At 63.8% G+C, this 16,489-nt stretch carries 18 protein-coding genes; 7 read left to right on the top strand and 11 right to left on the bottom strand.

The window, feature by feature from the left end; genetic code table 11:
* Positions 1-8 precede the first annotated feature (8 nt).
* Positions 9-1,562 (bottom strand): winged helix-turn-helix domain-containing protein, encoded by a 1,554-nt coding sequence (locus tag YU9_RS0130705; protein WP_027576233.1) that lies wholly within the window; start codon positions 1,560-1,562, stop codon positions 9-11.
* Positions 1,563-1,690: 128 nt separating this feature from the next.
* Here YU9_RS0130705 and YU9_RS0130710 point away from each other — a divergent pair, with 128 nt between their 5' ends.
* A complete protein-coding gene (locus tag YU9_RS0130710) occupies positions 1,691-2,152 on the top strand; it encodes a cupin domain-containing protein (protein WP_027576234.1) in 462 nt (153 codons plus the stop codon).
* Positions 2,153-2,214: 62 nt separating this feature from the next.
* Here YU9_RS0130710 and YU9_RS0130715 read toward each other — a convergent pair whose 3' ends face one another.
* From YU9_RS0130715 to YU9_RS0130745, 7 genes are all read right to left on the bottom strand, one after another.
* Positions 2,215-3,393, bottom strand: coding sequence for an aminotransferase class V-fold PLP-dependent enzyme (locus YU9_RS0130715; RefSeq protein WP_027576235.1), 1,179 nt, complete (start codon positions 3,391-3,393; stop codon positions 2,215-2,217).
* 78 nt (positions 3,394-3,471) lie between these two features.
* Entirely contained in the window at positions 3,472-4,047 is a 576-nt protein-coding gene (locus YU9_RS0130720; protein ID WP_156952225.1) for a CAP domain-containing protein, read from the bottom strand.
* A 66-nt stretch (positions 4,048-4,113) separates the two neighbouring features.
* Positions 4,114-5,208, bottom strand: coding sequence for a serine/threonine protein kinase (locus tag YU9_RS0130725; protein WP_027576237.1), 1,095 nt, complete (start codon positions 5,206-5,208; stop codon positions 4,114-4,116).
* Between the two features lie 7 nt (positions 5,209-5,215).
* The gene (gene trmFO, locus YU9_RS0130730; RefSeq protein WP_027576238.1) at positions 5,216-6,643 is read right to left on the bottom strand and encodes a methylenetetrahydrofolate--tRNA-(uracil(54)-C(5))-methyltransferase (FADH(2)-oxidizing) TrmFO; all 1,428 of its coding nucleotides are present in this window, start codon (positions 6,641-6,643) and stop codon (positions 5,216-5,218) included.
* A gap of 127 nt (positions 6,644-6,770) precedes the next feature.
* Complete coding sequence (locus tag YU9_RS46405; protein ID WP_007590701.1) at positions 6,771-6,923, bottom strand: DUF1127 domain-containing protein; 153 nt, start codon at positions 6,921-6,923, stop codon at positions 6,771-6,773.
* A 505-nt stretch (positions 6,924-7,428) separates the two neighbouring features.
* A complete protein-coding gene (locus YU9_RS0130740) occupies positions 7,429-8,253 on the bottom strand; it encodes a lytic murein transglycosylase (RefSeq protein WP_027576239.1) in 825 nt (274 codons plus the stop codon).
* A gap of 127 nt (positions 8,254-8,380) precedes the next feature.
* The gene (locus YU9_RS0130745; RefSeq protein WP_027576240.1) at positions 8,381-9,289 is read right to left on the bottom strand and encodes a DUF2189 domain-containing protein; all 909 of its coding nucleotides are present in this window, start codon (positions 9,287-9,289) and stop codon (positions 8,381-8,383) included.
* A 334-nt stretch (positions 9,290-9,623) separates the two neighbouring features.
* Between YU9_RS0130745 and YU9_RS0130750 the strand changes: the two genes are divergently transcribed.
* Positions 9,624-10,022 (top strand): DUF3597 domain-containing protein, encoded by a 399-nt coding sequence (locus YU9_RS0130750; protein WP_027576241.1) that lies wholly within the window; start codon positions 9,624-9,626, stop codon positions 10,020-10,022.
* A gap of 53 nt (positions 10,023-10,075) precedes the next feature.
* Here the strand turns inward: YU9_RS0130750 and YU9_RS0130755 are convergent, their stop codons facing one another.
* The gene (locus YU9_RS0130755; protein ID WP_027576242.1) at positions 10,076-10,351 is read right to left on the bottom strand and encodes a GNAT family N-acetyltransferase; all 276 of its coding nucleotides are present in this window, start codon (positions 10,349-10,351) and stop codon (positions 10,076-10,078) included.
* 319 nt (positions 10,352-10,670) lie between these two features.
* On the opposite strand from YU9_RS0130755, the gene YU9_RS0130760 reads away from it, so the two are divergent.
* Positions 10,671-11,066: an SPW repeat protein gene (locus tag YU9_RS0130760; protein WP_027576243.1), complete on the top strand. Its 396-nt coding sequence runs from the start codon at positions 10,671-10,673 to the stop codon at positions 11,064-11,066.
* A gap of 49 nt (positions 11,067-11,115) precedes the next feature.
* Here YU9_RS0130760 and YU9_RS0130765 read toward each other — a convergent pair whose 3' ends face one another.
* Entirely contained in the window at positions 11,116-11,391 is a 276-nt protein-coding gene (locus tag YU9_RS0130765; protein WP_027576244.1) for a GNAT family N-acetyltransferase, read from the bottom strand.
* 84 nt (positions 11,392-11,475) lie between these two features.
* A complete protein-coding gene (locus YU9_RS0130770; RefSeq protein WP_027576245.1) occupies positions 11,476-11,835 on the bottom strand; it encodes a hypothetical protein in 360 nt (119 codons plus the stop codon).
* A 94-nt stretch (positions 11,836-11,929) separates the two neighbouring features.
* Here YU9_RS0130770 and YU9_RS0130775 point away from each other — a divergent pair, with 94 nt between their 5' ends.
* The 4 genes from YU9_RS0130775 (at position 11,930) to YU9_RS0130790 (ending at position 15,855) form a co-directional block, all read left to right on the top strand.
* Positions 11,930-12,427 carry a hypothetical protein gene (locus YU9_RS0130775; protein ID WP_027576246.1) on the top strand — a complete coding sequence of 166 codons (498 nt, stop codon included), beginning with the start codon at positions 11,930-11,932 and terminating at the stop codon, positions 12,425-12,427.
* Between the two features lie 102 nt (positions 12,428-12,529).
* Positions 12,530-14,137, top strand: coding sequence for an acyl-CoA synthetase (locus tag YU9_RS0130780; protein WP_027576247.1), 1,608 nt, complete (start codon positions 12,530-12,532; stop codon positions 14,135-14,137).
* Between the two features lie 9 nt (positions 14,138-14,146).
* Complete coding sequence (locus YU9_RS0130785; RefSeq protein ID WP_027576248.1) at positions 14,147-15,007, top strand: PCC domain-containing protein; 861 nt, start codon at positions 14,147-14,149, stop codon at positions 15,005-15,007.
* A gap of 95 nt (positions 15,008-15,102) precedes the next feature.
* Complete coding sequence (locus YU9_RS0130790) at positions 15,103-15,855, top strand: AAA family ATPase (protein WP_027576249.1); 753 nt, start codon at positions 15,103-15,105, stop codon at positions 15,853-15,855.
* The last annotated feature ends 634 nt before the right edge of the window (positions 15,856-16,489 follow it).

A 16,489-nucleotide genomic window follows, 5' to 3' on the forward strand; every position in this document is an offset into this window, starting at 1 on the left:
ATTGACCGCTACTCTGGCAGACCTGCAGCGCGAAGCGCCTCGCCAAGAGACGCTGCAAGCGCTGGTGTGCAGTTAACCCCCTGGAATTGGCGGCCGTAGCGAAACGTCGGATGCAGCTCGAGCACCCGCGCGGCCGCCGCTCGCGCCTCCTGCAAGCGTCCAAGCTTTGCCAGCGCGGCAGCCAATTGGACATAGGTGATGCTGTGGCGAGGATTGGCTTGAACCGAGCGATAGGCCGCGCGACACGCCTCCTCAAATCGGCCACGATGAAAGTGCCCGAGGGCCTGTGCGTCGAACGCGGCGAAAGCCCAGGAATCGAACGGACTGAGCCGTATGCCTCGCTCGCTCCATTCGATGGCACGGTCTGAATCTCCGCCCCAGCCGAGCATGACGCTGCCGAGGATGTAGGTCAGCGCAGATGATGGGCTGATGGCGAGCGCAGCATCGAGCGCAGTGAACGCCGCCGAACGATCGTGGCCATCCATGCCGATCGAAAAACCAGCCAAGGTAAGGGCAAGTGCGTCGTCCTGCCCGTGTGCAATCGCCGAGCGCGCGTGATGAATGGACGCTGCGCGATTGACCTCCTGCAAGCCGGCTCGAAGGAACAGGCAATGATGGCACATCGCAGCGTTGCCGTGCGCCAGCGCATAATCCGGTTCCAGGGCGATCGAACGCTCCAGCAGCAAAAGCGCCTGCCTGACCTGGTCCGGCATGCCGGAATCGACGTCCGGCTGTGCCCGCAGGACGAGGTCATAGGCATCGAGGCTGTCGGGCCGCTTGCGCTTGACCCTATTGATCTCGGCGCGCCGGAGGCTTGGTGCGATGGCGCCGACCACTGACAGGGCAATATCATCCTGAAGCGCGAAAATGTCTTCGGAGCGGCGGTCGTAGCGCTCGGCCCATACATGCATTCCGGTCGATGCGTCGATCAGTTGTCCGGTGATCCGGACAGTCGCGCGGGTCTTCCGGACGCTGCCTTCCAGCACGTAGCGCACGCCGAGCTCGCGGCCAATCTGCTTCACGTCCACCGCAGCGCCCTTGTAAGTGAACGTCGAATTCCGCGCGATCACAAACAGCCAGTTGATGCGCGATAGACCGGTGATGATGTCGTCGACCATACCGTCGGCAAAGTAGTCTTGCTCGGTATCGCCGCTCAGATTTGCAAAGGGTAGCACCGCGATTGACGGACGGTCGGGCAGTGCCAGCGATGGCTGCTCGCGGGCCGCGGTCGCGCGATCTGCGGGGAGCGTCGTGGCGGCCGGACCGACGTAGCGGTAGCCGCGCCGCGGCAGTGTCTCGATCCAGCGTGCCTCTCCGGAGATGGCAGCCAAGGTGCGCCGCAGCGCTGCGATTTGAACGGTCAGATTGCTTTCCTCGACTGCCCGGGCGGGCCAAGCAGCTTCGATCAGTGCATCCTTGGACACCGGCGCTCCGCCTCGCTGTACCAGCATGGCCAGAAGCAGCACGGCGCGCTGGCCGAGGGGGGCGGGCTCGGCGCCGTGGAACAGGATCCCCGCATCGGTATCGAGGCGGAATGGACCAAATTCAAGGATCGCGGCCATTATCCAAGAAGGGCATAATTCGCAGGTATTTTGCAATATTTTCCGAACGGATTCAGGACTTTCCGGGACGTCCGCAGCACCATGGCTCGCCGTTTACGCGAAGCAGCCAAGAGCCATGGAGGGACAGTATGAGTGGAAAACCGATCATCCGCAGGCCGGGCAGGAGCGGGGGCGTCACGCTGCGTGGCCATCCCATGGCTTTCCTGGTGACCGGAGAGGACACCCGACACACCAGCATGTTCGACTGGACGGTCCCGCCAGGATTTGCCACCGGCCTCCATGTTCACCGCGTGCAGGAGGAAACCTTCTACATGCTCGAAGGTGAGTGCGAATGGCACGTCGGCGGCGAGGTCGTACGGGCCACGCCCGGGACTTATCTCTTCATTCCGCCGGGCGTGCCCCACAACATCACCAATGTCAGTGACAGGCCCGCCCGTGTTCTCATGACCGTGTCACCGCCGGGGCACGAACGTTACTTCGAGGAACTGGCCAGGCTGACAGCCAGCGGAACGCCGGACGCGAAAGCCATCAGCGAGTTGCGCGCGCGGTTCGATACCGATCAACTATCTGCGCTGACGACGAGATCCTGAGATGAGCACCACGCGTGACGGCAGATTGGATTGATGCCGTCCGAGCGCGCAGGCCGTACGAGCTATCGGTGCGTCAGCCCCGCCAGATGGCCGATCAGCCGATCGATCTCGGCTTCCGTGTTGTAGTAGTGCGGGGAGGCCCGCACGAGCGGCGGCAGCGCGCGGAGCTCGGCGTCGATGCGGGTGCTCGCCGGATCCGAAGCGCCGATGGTGATGTCCGCCGCAGCGGCGCTGCGAACAATGGCGTCCGCATCGTACCCATCCATCGTGAAGCTGACGATGGAGCCCGGCGAGCGGCCGAGGTCGCGAATGGTGATGCCGCGAATGGAGGCGAGGCCGCTGCGAAGGCGGCCCGCGAGCAGGCGGCAGCGCTGCTCGATCGGACCCATGCCGATGTCGAGCGCATAGTCGACGGCAGCGCCGAGCCCGAGCCGGGCCGCGTAATTGTTCTCCCAGGTCTCGAAACGGCGCGCATCATCGCGGAGCCGATATTCATCGCGCGAGACCCAGGGCGCTGCGAAATGGTCGATCATCGGCGGTTCGAGCTGTTGCAGCAGCGCCCGGCGAACGTAGAGGAAGCCCGTGCCGCGCGGGCCGCGCAGGAATTTGCGGCCCGTGGCGGACAGCATGTCACAGCCGATGGCTTCGACGTCGACCGCCATCTGTCCGACCGCCTGGCACGCGTCGAGCAGATAGGGAATGCCATGCGCCCGGGCGAGCTTGCCGATTGCCGCGGCGGGATTGACCAGCCCGCCATTGGTCGGAACCCAGGTGATGGCGATCAGCTTCACGCGCGCGTCGATCATGCGTTCGAGCGCGTGCACGTCGAGCTCGCCGCTGGAATCGCTCGGCACGACGTCGATCGTCACGCCGGTTCGTTTCGCCACCTGAAGAAACGCGACATAGTTGGCGGCGTATTCCGCCTCGGCGGTCAGGATGCGGTCGCCCTCGCGGAACGGCAGCGCGTAGAACGCCATCTGCCAGGCAACCGTCGCGTTCTCGACAAGTGCGATCTCATCGGGGGCGGCATTGAGCAGGCGCGCGACCGAGCCGTAGACCGCGTCGAGCCGATCGGATTCACGGTCGGCAGCGGCATAACCGCCGACATCGCTTTCAAGGTCGATATGCTGCTTCATCGCCGCGGCAACGGGCGCCGGCATCAGAGCCGCGCCGGCGTTATGCAGGTATGCGAGCCGCGAGGTGGCCGGAGTCTCGGCGCGTATTCGGTCGATGTCGATCACTTGCGCCTCCGCTTCTCGCGACCTTCGTGCATGAATTAGACGCCTCGAGGACCGCGAGCAAGACGGCCTAGTCTCGTCTCAGATGCAGAGGCTGAGCAGCTTGATGTGGCAGTTGCTGGATTTGGGCTTGCTTGCCGGAGCCTCGCGCTTCACGGCAACCAGCGGCTCCTTGTCCTTCTTGCCTTTACCCTTGCCCTTCGGCTCGTAATCGCCGGCGATCACCATGGCCCAGTAGGTGCGCTTGCCACTGGCATTCCTGGCGCTCGCAATGCCGACGCGGGAGGCGTTGTGCAGCAAGAGGTTCTTGCGGTGCCCGGAGGAATCGATCCACTGGCCCAGCGTCTTCTCGAAATTGTCGTAGCCATAGGCGATGTTCTCGGCGGCACGCCCCGCGCCCGCCGGGGCGACGCGGCGGTTGAACGGGCCGAGCGCGTCGTGGCTGAGATCGTCCTTCGCCGCCATCGCGCGGGCCTGATCCATGGCAATGCGGTCGAGTGTGGCATCGCGGACGACGCGGACCTCACCATGCTTGAGACGGAAGCTCGAGATCAGCTCGGCCGGCGAGTCGGCCATCGCGGGCGCGCCTGCCAGCAACAGAAGGCCAGCGAACATGCCGCCAGCCATACGATGTATCATCGTCCCCCGAGCGCCCATAATTTTTGCCGACCCTGCCTTGTTCGAACGCTTCTCCATCGCCAATGTGGACGCTTCAAGGCGCCGCTAGCTCGTTGGCAGGTTCGCCTCGAAATTGAAGCGGTCGCGCAGGTTCTTGCGCTGCTCCAGGATGTCCTTGAGGAAGGCGCGGTCCTGCTCGTTCGTCATCATCGGCTCGATCAGGTCGAGCTGGTTCATGGCGACGAGTTGCAGGACCTCGGTGCGTGGCTTGCCGCTGGTGTTGCGCGGCAGGGCGTGCACGATCTGGATGTGCTCAGGCGGCTTCGGTCCCTTGGCTGCGGCAAGCTCGCTGCGGAGCTGGCCTTCGAGCGCGGTCTCGTCGGCTTCGACGAAGGCATAGAGCCCGACGCCGGAGCGTCGGTCGGCAAAGGCGACGATGGCGGCGTCGCGAACGGCGGGATTCCGACGGATCAGTTCGGCCAGCACCGGCGCGTCGTTGACCAGCCGGCGGCCGCCACCCTCGCGGTCGGTGAAGTTGAACAGGCCTCGGGTGATGGCGCGATAGACCTTCTTGCCGGTGGCAAGCCACAGGCTCGCGGCGAACGACTTCTTCGCCAGGATCTTTCGCTCCCGCGGCGTCAGCGCCTCCGGCGCGTAGGAGCGCTTGTGCTTGAGCAGATGCCGCAGGTCCTCATAGGCGAGGATGCGATAGAGCCGGCCGCGGCGGTTAAAGCACGCGGCGAGCTGGAAGTCGGTCACGTAGGCCCGGCCGTCGCGGCCGACCAGCCAGTTCTGCTCCTTGGCGAGATCGTTGTGGCAGATGCCGGTGCGGCGCAGCCGGCGCAGCACGGCTTTGGCCGAGCGGAAATAGGCGAGATCGCCATGCGGCTTGGCCAGATGCAGTGCGACGCCGTCGACGAAGCCGCGCACCAGAGCGCGGCGTCCGGCCCACAGCAGCTCGGGACCGACGTTGAGGCCTTTGGCGCGCACCAGCGCATGCTTCTCGCGGGCGAACAGATGGCGTGCCAGTAGGAACGACCACCATGGCACCTCGTCGAGCCGGCGCAGCACCGCATCGATCTCGCTGCTCTTGCTGCGGAAGCGGCCGCGCTCGACGGTCGAAAACACGTCGCGCTTGAGCAGCACACCTTCGGTCCAGCGCGCCGACAGCTCTGCGGCGTCGTCTTTGGGGAGGCTCATCGAAAACTCACGCGGCGGCGGCAATGCGCAGGTGGTCGGCGATCCAGCGATCGAGATCGGCGAGCGCTCGTGCGCTCAGCGCCTGCTTCTTGGCCACCGTCTTCTCGTTGCCGCGCAATCGCGTGCCGTCGGGCTTCTTGGTCGGCACCGTCGCAAGCGGCGGGAACAGGCCGAAATTGATGTTCATCGGCTGGAATGACCGTGTCCCCGGCTCGATGGTCTCAATATGGCCGCCGGTGATGTGTCCGAGCAGCGATCCAAGCGCGGTCGTACCCGGCGGACTGACAAGCGTCTCACCGCGCGCGTCCGCTGCTGCATAGAGACCGGCGATCAAGCCGACGCTGGCGGACTCCACATAGCCCTCACAGCCCGTCATCTGGCCGGCGAAGCGCAGCCGCGGCTGCGCGCGCAGGCGTAACTGGCCGTCGAGCAACTTTGGCGAATTCAGGAAGGTGTTGCGATGCAGGCCGCCGAGGCGGGCGAACTCCGCCTTCTCCAGCCCCGGAATGGTGCGGAAGATGCGCTGCTGCTCGCCATATTTCAGCTTCGTCTGAAAGCCGACGATGTTGTAGAGCGTGCCGAGCTTGTTGTCCTGGCGCAGCTGCACGATCGCATAGGCCTTCGTGGCGGGATCGTGCGGATTGGTGAGGCCGACCGGCTTCATCGGACCATGGCGCAGCGTCTCGGGGCCGCGTTCCGCCATCACCTCGATCGGCAGGCAGCCGTCGAAATAGGGGGTGTTGGTCTCCCATTCCTTGAACTCGGTCTTCTCGCCGGCGATCAGCGCGGCGACGAAACCGTCATACTGCTCCTTGGTCATCGGGCAGTTGATGTAGTCGGCGCCGTTGCCGCCGGGGCCGACCTTGTCATAGCGCGACTGGAACCAGGCCACCGACATGTCGATGGATTCGCGATGCACGATCGGTGCGATCGCATCGAAGAAGGCGAGCGCGTTCTCGTCGGTCAGCTCGCGGATGGCGTCAGCCAGCGGGGCGGAGGTGAGGGGGCCGGTGGCGACGATGACGTTGCTCCACTCGGCCGGCGGCAGGCCGGCGACCTCGCCACGTGCGATCTCTATCAGGGGATGGTCATTCAGCGCCTTGGTGACGGTCGCCGAGAAGCCGTCGCGGTCGACTGCGAGTGCGCCGCCGGCGGGCACCTGGTTGGCGTCGGCCGCGCGCATGATCAACGAGCCGAGCCGGCGCATCTCCGCATGAAGCAGGCCGACAGCGTTGTTGGCCGCATCGTCCGAGCGGAACGAATTGGAGCAGACGAGCTCAGCGAGTCCGTCGGTGCGGTGCGCCTCGGTCATGCGGTCTGGCCGCATCTCGTGCAGCACCACGGGCACACCGGCTTTGGCGACCTGCCAAGCAGCTTCGGAACCGGCGAGGCCGGCGCCGATCACGTGCACAATGTTGGATTGGGGTCCTGTCATGAGGCGGACAGGTAGCGCTTTTCGGCGACGAGTGGAATCGCCGAGATCGAGTTTTCTGCCTCCGGAAACGACAACGCCCGCACGAGGCGGGCGCTATCGGTCCGTTCCGGTGAAGGGCTGAACGATATCAGCCCTGATACTGACCGGCGGCAACGCGCGGGATGTCCGAGCGATCGAGGCCGATATCGGCCAATTCGCGATCGCTGAGCTGGGACAGCTCGGCAACATTGCGCTGATAATCCCGGAAAGCCTGGATCATGCGGATGAGCGAGAGCAGCATTGGTAGTCTCCTGTAGTTCGATTCAGCCTTTGCTTAAGGCCCCATCGTTGAAATGATATAGGTGAGAGTGGTGCAGTGCGAAAGTTCCGATGTTGCGATGCAGCTAGGCGCTGAGTGCATAGCGCGGGTAAGACACGCTTAACCCTTTGGCATTCCGCCTAGAAGAGCCAGCAAATGCAACGATTCAAGTGGTTAAATGGCCGTGGAATCACGAGGTTAGTGCAAATCGAGTGACATCTATCATTGCTGAAATATGTTGCGGATGGGTGATCTGAAAGCAGATCCATCAGCATCTAAACTCAAGTCTTGCCTGCGTAATTCGCATAGAACAAGGAATTCTATAAATGAATAAATGTTCATTCTTATGCGAAATGGTCGCTGATTCCGATCCGACCTTGATAGTCAGTCAGCCGAGATCGCAACGATGTATAAAGACAGGTGCGTCCCCGGCCTCTGGAGAGGCTGGTTGCCGAGCGGTCCGGAGCTGGGTGTAGCCGAGTGGGGCTTAGGGGGCGTGAGCCAGCTGGGTTGCGAAATAAGCGACGGTCTTGGAATAGACCTCGCTCTTGTTCCACTGCTGCAGCACTGCGAAGTTCGGGCTACCCGGCTGCCAATCCTTGCCTCGCTGCCAGCCATAGCCGGCGAGATAATTGGCGGTGGAGGCGAGCACGTCGGGCGCATTGTGCAGGAGATCGCGCTTGCCGTTGCCGTCGAAATCGACGGCATATTTGATCCAGGACGACGGCATGAACTGGGTCTGGCCGAGCTCACCGGCCCAGGCCCCCTTCATGTCACCAGGCGCAAGATCGCCGCGCTGGACGATGCGCAGCGCATCCATCAGCTCGGCGCGAAACTGCTCGGAGCGCCGGCAGTCATAAGCAAGCGTTGCCAGTGAGCGGATCGTTGCGAACTTGCCGGTGTTGACGCCGAAATCGGTCTCGAGACCCCAGATCGCAACCAAGATCTCGCCGGGCACGCCATAGGCCTGCTCGATGCGCGACAGCACGGAGCCGTATTGCTTCATCATGTTGGAGCCGCGCTGCATGCGTGGCGGCACCATGCGGCCGGAAAACTCCTCGAAGGTCTGGCTGAAGACCTTTTGCGAGCGGTCGCGGTTGAGCACGCTCTGATCGAGCGTCACGCCGGCAAGCCCGGCAGTAATGGCCTGCTGCGAGATGCCTTTCGCCGCAGCGTCGGTTTTGAAATCCGCAAGCCAGGCGTCGAAATTGCCCGAGCCGCAGGCAGCCGCGGCGAGCGCTGGCTGGGCGGACAGGATTGACACGGAGAGGGCGAAGGCTGCGAGAGCGAGACGAGAAATCGTCGGGGTCATCAGATGAAATTGATTCCGTGAAGTGATCCGACCGGCGGCGCAATTTTGATTGTAACCGCGGCCAAAGCAAGGCGCATGACAGGCCGATCCTGCCCGCAGCCGGGCAGGATCGGAGGTCACGAGATCGTCAAGCGTCGGTTCGATTCCGCCACGGGAAGAGATTGGCCGGAAAATCAGCGGCCGGCTTGCGCGGACGATGCGGCGGGGGCGGTAAGGGCCGCGCGCCCGGATCGGATACGATCACTTTGCGATAGAGGTGCCACGTGGCGTGCCCGAGCAGGGGGACCACCACGGCGAGGCCGAGGAAGGCCGGTATCGTGCCGAGCGCGAGCAGCGCCGCCACGATCAGGCCCCAGGCCGCCATCGGCACCGGGTTTCTTGCGGCAACGCGCAGCGAAGTCACCATCGACTCGAACGCGCCGGCATGGCGGTCGAGCATCAAGGGGAACGAGACGACACTGATGCAAAGCGCGGCGAGCGCGAACAGGAAGCCGGTGCCGCAGCCGACCACGATCAGCCACCAGCCTTGTTGCGTCGTCAGCACGCGCATCATGAAGTCCGAGAATCCGCTGACGCCCTCGTAGCCGAACGCCGCGACATAGATCGCCTGCGCGGTCGCAACCCAGGTGACGAACAGGGCGAGCAGCAACGTACCGAGGCCGAGCATCGCACCGAACGAAGGCGAGCGCAGCACCTCCATGGCATCCCAGGCGCTGGCCGGTTCATAGCGCTCGCGCCGGCTGGAGAGCTCGTAGAGCCCGAGCGCCGCGAAGGGCCCGATCAGCGCGAAGCCGGCAGCCAGCGGAAACAACAGCGGCAGCACCGAATAGCCCATGACCACGCGGACGAGCACGAGGCCGAGCACCGGGTAGATCACGCAAAGGATGATGGCGTGGCTCGGAACGGCCTTGAAGTCTTCCCAGCCGCGCCTGAGCGCGTCGTGCAGATCGGACAATTGGATGGTTCGGATCACTGGTCCAGCCGCATCCGAGGGCTGGGCCATCGTAGGGACATTGCCCTGGTAGAGTGTGGCCATGGTCGCTAGCTCCCTTGCCGGACGGCCGAGTCCGGCGCCGGCAAACGGCGCAAGTGGCCGCCATTCTCTGAAATCTCGCGATACCGACCAGACGCGAATTCCGGATGGCATCGCGAGCTGAACGGCAACCATACTCCCCAAGTCCGAGTCCTGTCCTCACGCTTGGGTGAAATTCGATGTCGCGGCGCAACCACGACGACGTCATTCTGTCGTCATTTCGCCGCAGATAAGCTGATGCTGCTGGTCGTTCGCGGAACTTCGCGGGCGCGACGCAGTAACTTCGTCTATAAGTGCCACTCAAGGCCTTCCAACGGATCCTTTTCGGGGAGCAGACATGAGCATTTTCGGGAAAATCATGAGCGCGATCTTCGGCAACCAGCCGGCCTCCGCCGCGCCCGCCGGTGGCACCGCTTCGCCCGGCGCGCCCGCAGGGGCACCAAGCGCTTCGGCGCCGGCCTCCGCGCCCATGGCCGCGGTCGACGTCGCCGCGATCGTCGACAAGGCGGCGGCCGCACATAAGGGCGAGAAGCTGGAATGGCGTACCTCGATCGTCGACCTTATGAAGGCGCTCGACATCGATTCCAGCCTCGCTGCGCGCAAGGATCTCGCCAAGGAGCTGGGCTATAGCGGCGACATGAACGACTCGGCCAGCATGAATGTCTGGCTGCACAAGCAGGTGATGTCGAAGCTCGCCGCCAATGGCGGCAAGCTGCCGCCGGAGATCAAGCACTGATCGATCGCCAGGTCGTATCGCAGGGGCCCGCGATCGCGCGGGTCCTTTTGCTTTCAGGCGACCAAATCCGCATCCTCCGGATGCCTGTCGAGATAGTCGACGACGAAGCCGCAGCCGGCGATCACCTTCCTGCCGTCGCGCCGGATCAGGTCCAGCGCGCCCCTGACCAGCTCGGAGCCGATGCCGCGGCCCCGCAGTGCGCGCGGCGTCTCGGTGTGGGTGATGATCACGGCGGACGGCGTGAGCCGGTAATTGGCGAAGGCGATGTCGTTGCCGACATCGAGCTCGAAGCGCCTCCTGTCCTTGTTGTCGCGTACCGAAGCCGCCATGTGGGTCCTTCCGAAATGCAAATTTCCTTCTGATTTAGGAGGCTGACGCCGCTCTTGCCAAGGTAAGACCAAGGGAGATTGGCGCAGAGGAGGTATATGCAAATGCGCACTGCCGCGACCGCAGTGCAGTATGGAGATCGCGCGTTGCGAGCATGGTGCGGCAACTGCAAATAATCCTCGGTACCGCTCTTGCAAGCCGAACTTCGGTTCCCACGTCCATGAGAGGACATACGCCCGAATGCGGCCGGCAGGGTCGCTAGACATTCGGAGTGTCATGATCGCCAGCCGCAGACGTATGCCTCTTGTGTAGGAGGGTACGATGTCGGACTCTGGTTTCTTGAGTACTCATCGAACATGGGAAGACTGGTGCGGGATGCTGCTTGGCGCAGTGATCGTGGCTTCGCCGTGGTTTCCGATCCAGGATCAGGCGATCACCGGACACCAGACGGCAATCCTGAACACGGTCGCGATCGGTCTGGTCGTGTTTGGCCTCAGCCAGCTCGAATATGTCGCCTTGCAGCGCTGGCAAGAGGTGACGACGATCCTGGTCGGACTGTGGCTCATCGCCTCGCCATACGCGATCGGCTATTCCGGTGAGGGCTTTCTCCGCATCTATCATACGAGCCTCGGTGCGGTGGTGGTGCTGCTCGGCATACTCCAGCTGTGGCAGGACTGGGATATGAATGATCAGGACTTGCTCAAGCACGGACAATAGGCCGTAGATATCGGCAGGCCCGCCGGCCACGGGCGGTGGGCCTGCGCATTCATCGTGTCACGAGATCCGCATAGTCCGGATGCTTGTCGATCCACGCCTTCACGAACGGGCATTGCGGGATCAGCTTCAATCCGTCGGCGCGGACTTGGTCGAGCGCGCCTTGCACCAGTTTCGAGCCGATGCCCTTGCCGCCAAGTTCCTTCGGCACGTCCGTATGCTCGAACGTGATGACATTGCCATCGAGCTTGTAGTGCTCGGTCGCAAGATGACCCTCCACCTCGAGCTCATAGCGGTGATGGGCTTTATTGTTGATGACGTCGCTCATATTGTTGCCCTGCAGCTGCGCGCCTCGCGCACGAAGTCGTAACGCACGGTCCGGTCGGCGGTTTCCGATCTGAGGCCGTTCGGTTCAATCGGTCGCTTTGGCCAGCCTGGAATCTTCGGCCTGAGGCTGCGGGCGGAGGCAACCCTGGCAGATGACCAGGGAGCGGTTGACCCTGGTGTCCTGCTCGGCCTCGGTGTTGTCCTGCGCCTGCCACCATTCCTTGGAATAGGGCTGAAGCCCGGCTTGCGATCTGCCGCGCTCGGAGCGGGCAGCGGCCCGTGTTGGCTGCGAGGCAGCGCGCGGCCGATTGGGATCCTCACCGGCGCCATCCCAGGCATAGCGCGCAGGCTTGAAGGCGGGATCGGAAGCCAGACGCGTCTGTGGCGCCACGGCACATCCGGCGAGCGCCAGCGACAACAGGAGGAGGGCGGGCGCTTTGACCATGATGCGGCACTCTGTACGCGAGAACTGAGCGAGGTTGCGCCGATCATGTTTAAAATTCCCTGAACGATTGCGATTGTAGCTGCGACCAACGCCAATGCGATATCTGATCCTCTTGCTCACCTTGCTCGTGGCTGGCGCGCGTGCCGACGATGCAAAACCGTTCAATCCCGCTGACTATCCACCCGGCGTGCAGAAGGCGGTGCGCTACGCCAATGAGGAATGCGATAGCCAGGAGGGTGGCGAGGTGACCTTCGCGCCAAATACCGTGCGCAAGATCGATCTGACCGGCGATGGTCGCGAGGACTACATCGTCGATTTCCAGGACACCAAATGCGGCGATCGCGAGACGACCTATTGCGGAACCGGCGGCTGCGTCCTGAAGATCCTGGTGACACTGCCGGATGGCAGCGTGCGCGAGGTGTTTGACGGCTATGTGCTGCGCTACAAGATCATGGCCCCGCCGGTGAAGCGCGGCGCCGCGCGCACCGTCCGCTTCGATCTGCATGGCAGCTTCTGCGGCGGCTTTGGTCCGCAAGCCTGCTGGAAGACGAAGGCCATCACGGCCGCGCCGTTTGCGTTCAAGCAGCCGTAGGGCTGGTCCGCGGCAGGCCTTGCAGGGGCGCTGGCGTTGGCGATAAATGGGCTGCAATGAGCGGGCGGCTCGCATGCCGCCCGTCGTCGAAGAGGAAGCCCGATGCAGCCCCTGCGCATGTCCCGCCGCGTCATGAATCTCGCCTATATGCTGACCCAGAATGCGCGGCGGCATGGAGCGCGCCCTGGCTTCGTCTGGGGTGACAAATCCTGGACCTGGCGCGAGGTCGATGCGCAGGTCTCGGCGCTGGCCGCGGCGCTCGCTGCGCGCGGCATTGCGAAGGGCGACCGCATCCTCGTCCATTCCAAGAATGGCGACGAGATGTTCGTTTCGATGTTCGCCGCGTTCCGGCTCGGTGCGGTCTGGGTCCCCACCAATTTCCGCCTGATGCCGGACGAGGTCAGCTATCTCGCGCAGGCCTCCGGCGCCAAGGCGTTCCTGTGCCATGTCGATTTTCCCGAGCACGCCGCGGCGGTGAAGGGCGGCGCACTGGAATTCACCTGGAGCATCGACGGCAAGGCCGCGTTCGCTGAGCGCTCGGTGGCTGACGCCATCGCCTCGCATACCGGAGCTGCCGTGGAGAATGTCGCCGTCGAGCACGACGATCCCTGCTGGTTCTTCTTCACCTCCGGCACCACCGGCCGCTCCAAGGCGGCGGTGCTGACCCACGGGCAGATGGGATTCGTCGTCACCAATCATCTCGCCGATCTGACGCCCGGTACGACCGAGCAGGATGCCTCGCTGGTGGTGGCGCCGCTGTCGCATGGCGCCGGCGTGCATCAGCTGATGCAGACCGCGCGCGGCGCGCGCACCGTGCTGCTGCCTACAGAGAAATTCGACATCAACGAGGCGTTCCGTCTGATCGAGGCGCATCGCGTCAGCAATCTCTTCACGGTGCCGACCATCCTGAAGATGATGGTCGAGCATCCCGCCGCTGACAAATACGATCACTCCTCGCTGCGCCAGGTCGTCTATGCCGGCGCGCCGATGTATCGCGAGGATCAGAAGGCCGCGCTGAAGAAGCTCGGCAAGGTGATCGTGCAGTATTTTGGCCTTGGCGAGGTCACCGGCAACATCACCGTGCTGCCGGCCGCGCTGCACGATCCCGAGGACCGCCCGCATGCGAAGATCGGCACCTGCGGATTCGAGCGTACCGGCATGCAGGTCTCGATCCAGGACGACGAGGGCCGCGAGCTCAAAGCCAACCAGAGCGGCGAGATCTGCGTGATCGGGCCAGCCGTGTTCGCCGGGTATTACGACAATCCCGAAGCCAACGCGAAGGCGTTCCGCAACGGCTGGTTCCGCACCGGCGATCTCGGCCACATGGATGAGGAGGGCTTCGTCTACATCACCGGGCGCGCCTCCGACATGTACATCTCCGGCGGCTCCAACATCTATCCGCGCGAGATCGAGGAGAAGATCTTGACCCATCCCGCGATCGGCGAAGTTGCCGTGCTCGGCGTGCCAGATGCGACCTGGGGCGAGGTCGGCGTTGCCGTCTGCGTCGCGCGCGAGGGCGCGAAGCCGGTGAGCGAAGCCGAGATGGCGGCGTTCCTGTCGCCAAAAGTGCCGCGCTACAAGATGCCGAAGCGGTTCTTCTTCTGGGAGGCGCTGCCGAAATCCGGCTACGGCAAGGTGCCGAAGCGCATGGTGCGCGATGAGCTCGAAGCGCGCGGGTTGCTCGACCTCGACAAGACCAGGGCAAGCTGAGCGGACGCGATGCGGAGGATCAAGCAGCCGGGCGCGCCTGCCGCCGAACGCATTCAATGGGTGGAGGCGAGGGGGCGTGCCTTCACGTTCACGCTTCAGGCGGGTGTGCCGCTGCTGGAGGCTGCGCGGCGCGGCTTTGCCGCGGAGGGCTTTGCCGGCGGCGTGCTGAACTTTCGGCACGGTGTGCTCGGGCCGTTCGCCTATGTCATGCCGGCGCTGTCGAAGACCGGCGAGAACGCGGCGTTCTACAGCGAGACCTTCCGGCCGGCTGGCGCTACGCGCACGAAGCTCGGCAGCATGACGCTCGGCACGCGCGACGGCGCGCCGTTCTTTCATTGCCATGGGCTCTGGACCGAAGCGGACGGCAAGACGAGCGGCGGCCACATGCTGCCGGACGAGACCATCGTCGCCGAGCCGTTTGAGGTCGCGGCGTTCGGGATCGATGGTGCAATGTTCACGGCCGAGCCCGATGGCGAGACCAACTTCAAGCTGTTCGGGCCGGTGGCGGCTGCCAGCACCGGCGCGCGCACGACGAGCCGTGCCTTCGCGCTGCGGTTGCGGCCCAATCAGGACTTTGCTTTCTGCCTCGAAGAGTTCTGCCGCGCGCACGGCATTGCCCGCGCGAAGATCCATGGCGGGGTCGGCTCGACCATCGGGGCGCGCTTCAGCCATGGCGGCGTGACCGAGCCGTTCGCGACGGAGCTGGCGATAACAGCGGGGACGATCGCGCCCGGCACTTCCGGCGCGGCGGAAGCTGCGCTCGATGTTGCCCTGATCGACTACACCGGCGGCATCGCCGAGGGCCGTCTGATCCGCGGCGATAATCCCGTGCTGATGACGATGGAGCTGGTGCTGGAGGTGCTGGAGTAGACTTGTCGTTCGCCCGCAAACCACTTCCTCAAGATGATTGTTCCTGATATGTTCCTGTGACGGTAGTTCTTGGTCAAGGCAGGGAGGTGGTTGTTATGCGAGGGCGACAGCGTGACATCAGGCTGCCTGCTCCCTATCTGCGGCGCGTCTGGCTCGACCGCGCGCTGGTCCCGGACTGGGAAGTATATCCATACTGTCTCCCGATCTTCAGCGAAGAATTCGACCTGAGCTTCGACACCGCGATCACCATCATCGTCGGCGAGAACGGCACTGGCAAATCGACCATCCTGGAGGGTATTGCAGCACTTGCCGGTTATGACGACGCCGGCGGCGGCAAGGGCTATCGCGCGGTCGATCATTCCAATGCGCGTGAGATCATGGCTGGGGAATTGTCGACCGCACTTCGCGCCGGCTGGGTGCCGAAGATCACCAACGGCTGGTTCTTCCGAGCTGAGACCTTCTTCTCCGTTGCAAGATATCTCGACGAAGTCTCGGACATGCCGCCCGATTTTCTGTCGTACTCCCACGGAGAGGGCTTTCTGCGCTTTTTCGAGGAGCGATGCCAGAGGCAGGGCATCTTCATCTTCGACGAACCGGAATCGGCGCTGTCGCCGGCGCGCCAGATGGAGTTTCTGAAGCTGCTGCATCGCATGGATTCTTCGCGCAATTGCCAGGTCATCATGGCGACCCATTCGCCGATGCTGATGGCGTATCCCAATGCGCGGTTGCTGCGGCTGACAAAGTATGGCCTCGAGCCCGTGACGGTGGAGGAGACTGATCACTACCGCGTCATGCGGGAGTTCTGCGCTGATCCGCGCGGATTCGTGGAGGCGACGCTAGCGGAGTGATAGGCGTAATGGGTGGTCGTTCTCTCCGCCGTCATTGCGAGGAGCTCTTGCGACGAAGCAATCGAGACTGTGGCCGCGGAAACATCCTGGATTGCTTCGCTGCGCTCGCAATGACGGAATGGAAGGCCATAGGGCACTCAACCCTCGTGTCCCGGACAAGCCGCAACGCGCAAGCGTTGCGGCGCAGAGCCGGGATCCAATTGCGCAGGGTAAGCTGCGGTGAGATGGACCCCGGCTCTGCAGCGCACCGCCGAAGGGGCGCTGCGCTGCGTCCGGGGCACGAGAGTCGAATCCATCTCGCATTCCTGTCCAGGTCTCACGCACAGCTTCGCCTTCTCGCGGCACATCGTGCCCGAGCTTTGCGCGAGTCATCGCCCTCAAAGGTGCCGAGGGCGCAGGGAAGGCCGCATAGGCGTTAAGTTTATTCTTGAGTGTTGGAATCACACGTGATTCCAAGGCGGGATGGCAGACGAATCGCTTCTGAACGAGGACTGGACGAGAGTGGTTGCGCAGCTCGGCGGGGCTGCGCAGCTTGAAATAAGTGCGCGCCAGACGAAGGCTTTCGTGCGGCGGCGCCAAATTCCAGATGCGGTGTCGTTACTTCGGCTGATGCTGGCCTATTGTCTGGGTGAAA

It is taken from the genome of Bradyrhizobium sp. WSM1743 (genome assembly GCF_000473065.1).
Lineage (GTDB): Bacteria > Pseudomonadota > Alphaproteobacteria > Rhizobiales > Xanthobacteraceae > Bradyrhizobium.